At 55.7% G+C, this 2,299-nt stretch carries 4 protein-coding genes; 2 read left to right on the top strand and 2 right to left on the bottom strand.

Annotated features, from left to right (window positions below):
* Nucleotides 1–67: 67 nt before the first annotated feature.
* Nucleotides 68–328: a hypothetical protein gene (locus sphst_RS13635; protein WP_234387651.1), complete on the bottom strand. Its 261-nt coding sequence runs from the start codon at nucleotides 326–328 to the stop codon at nucleotides 68–70.
* Nucleotides 329–554: 226 nt separating this feature from the next.
* Between sphst_RS13635 and sphst_RS13630 the strand changes: the two genes are divergently transcribed.
* Nucleotides 555–1,010: a hypothetical protein gene (locus sphst_RS13630; protein WP_159043627.1), complete on the top strand. Its 456-nt coding sequence runs from the start codon at nucleotides 555–557 to the stop codon at nucleotides 1,008–1,010.
* A 177-nt stretch (nucleotides 1,011–1,187) separates the two neighbouring features.
* Nucleotides 1,188–1,607: a hypothetical protein gene (locus tag sphst_RS20630; protein ID WP_159043626.1), complete on the top strand. Its 420-nt coding sequence runs from the start codon at nucleotides 1,188–1,190 to the stop codon at nucleotides 1,605–1,607.
* 175 nt (nucleotides 1,608–1,782) lie between these two features.
* Here sphst_RS20630 and sphst_RS21270 read toward each other — a convergent pair.
* Nucleotides 1,783–2,299, bottom strand: a 517-nt coding sequence (locus sphst_RS21270; RefSeq protein WP_234387650.1) for a hypothetical protein, incomplete at its 5' end; no start/stop codon positions are given.

The following is a 2,299-nucleotide window of genomic DNA, read 5'->3' as shown; positions in this document are numbered from 1 at the left end:
GCAATCGGCTCCGGAACGTCCGGAACTGGTGGAAAGCGGACAGTCCGCTTTCGAGAAGGAGGTAGCCTTAGCGGACGCTGGGTTCTGCCCGTTGAAACAACCAGCCCTCCGTTAAAATATCTTCTTTTGGAAGCGGGTCGTTGCTGCCGACAATGTGATAATCCACCTCGCAGTCGGAAAAGTCAGCTGCGATCTCAGCAGTGGCCGCCGTCAGGGCATCGAGCGCTTCATCGCTAAATCGGCTATGGCAAATTGCGGTAAACGTGATGAGGCTACCGTCCCGCCGAACCTTCACCATCCGGACTTCCGGGTAAATCGCGCCCAACAAGGCACGTTGTGCTGAAAGTCTAAGGTCGGCAGCTACGGGCGGCATACCTACCACGATAGAGACCGCGCCAATGTCCGCAATCTGGAAAACGTCGACCGTCTTTTAGCGTCCGACTTTGGGCGTTTCCGGACTGTCTGCTTCCGTGCCCGAAAGCGGGCGGTCGGCTTTCTGCCTCGTCGTTCGCGTTCGTCGCAATCTAGTAAATAGTGGAGATTTCGCGCTTCCCTTGGCGTTGCAATTTTCCAAATCACTGCCCAATGCACATAAAATGCAAGCCAACCGCCCGTTCGCCGAATTTTTAGACCAGCAGCGGGCTGTGCTGTCTGTACTGAACCAGGCGCGACCTTTGTTTAACGCTACCTACGACGAGGCGTGGCCCCGGCTTGCCGAATTTCGCGTCGAGCTAACGGCGCGGATGCGAGACTTTCAACGCTACAAGCATGACGTTATCTTCGATCCGATAATTCAAGGTAACGTTGGCGACAGAGCGATAGCTGCGGCGTTGAAAGCGGACTGCATCGCTCTTGGTATCAAATATGACAGCTTCCGACAGCAATGGGCGAAGGCAGATGTGCAGACGAATTGGCCGCAATATCGGTTATCAGCCATTTCAATGATGACCATAATCCGCGAAGCTTTCTTGGATCAAGATGCTCGTGTGCGGACGCTTCGGGCAGACTGATTGACGAGTCTTAAGCGTCCGCAGTTGGGCGAATGCAGACTGGCCGCTTCGGATTAATGCCGATCAGCAGCGCGAACGTCGCGACCTGGTGGTTAGCTGACCGTCCGCTTTGAGGAGGTTTTCAGCAGTGAGGTAACGTGCTTCCATGTGCTGTTCGCATCGCGGGGGAAGTAGGCTATGGGACCGTTCATTACGCTTGTTGTTATTGTAGCATCGTCCCCGGTCTATGGCGAAGCGCAGCCGATAGCCCGCATATTTTCCTGTGTCGGAGAGGGTAAGTCTGAAGGGTATCCCTTCGGCGTCCAAAAGACCGGCAAACACTTCTTGCGCGTCATCGACGATGGTCGGCAGTCCACGGTCTTTCGACTCGCGTCGACGGAAGAGAAGTTCTGCGCGGTCGGGGCGCAGTGTTCGGTCACCAGCACCGACGATTCAGTGGAGATCCGTACATCTCAGAACCCAGGCGCCCCTCCTTATTCGTCCCATTTCCGTTTCCACCGCAAGACCGCCTTGTTCGAGGCCTCGGGCGGAGGACTGGATGGAGGGTGGTCAATCAAAGGGACGTGTAAGGCCGATCCCGTTGCTCATCATGAGTGACCACCATCAGCGTTTCCAAAGCGGGCGTTGAATGACCGCTAGTGGGCGCTTGTCGCCAGGCCGCTCTCCTGCCCGGCAGTGGTCGGTAGGCTTTCAACCCTTCTGAACGCAGAGAGAGCAGCAGAACGTCGCGACCCTATGTGAATTCCGCCTAGCCATTGCGCGCATCAAGCCTTCAAGGGCTAACTCTTGTGAGGCATGGCGAAAGCTTGTCAAGAAGTGTATCGATCCACCTCGCTGTCGAGGACCCAGTATTCGAACGCAATGTTACGGCACCGTCTATGTCTGATGTTCGAGTGGTGAGAGTATACTCGAGGCCATCAAGCATAGAAATAATTGTCTGATCAGGAGCAAGGCTGGGCGGCGCAGGAGGGGGCATCTGAATATCCCTCATGCTTTCGATTAAGCTTTGCATGCCAGGACAGGTTGCGCTGTCAGCCCACCGGATATCGGCGACGCCTCGCATAGACTGTGTGACTAAGCGCAATCGGTAAGACGAGTCTTTGATATCGCTTCGTTTTGCTACCGATATTTCGACGGTCTCAGTGTTTTGGCTGAGGCCGCCACCACGGCTGAACTTTGCCCACTGATGCGGCAGCGGCTCGACAGCCGCGACTTGCAGAAGGGCAATAATCAGCGACACAGAAGTTGCCTCAGCAGCCATTTCGGGAAGATGGCATGCATCCGCGATG

The sequence above is a fragment of the Sphingomonas sp. STIS6.2 genome (genome assembly GCF_000732685.2).
Lineage (GTDB): Bacteria > Pseudomonadota > Alphaproteobacteria > Sphingomonadales > Sphingomonadaceae > Sphingomonas > Sphingomonas aerolata.
Note: the sequence above shows the minus strand (reverse complement) of the source record. Positions and strands in the feature narration are given on the sequence as shown.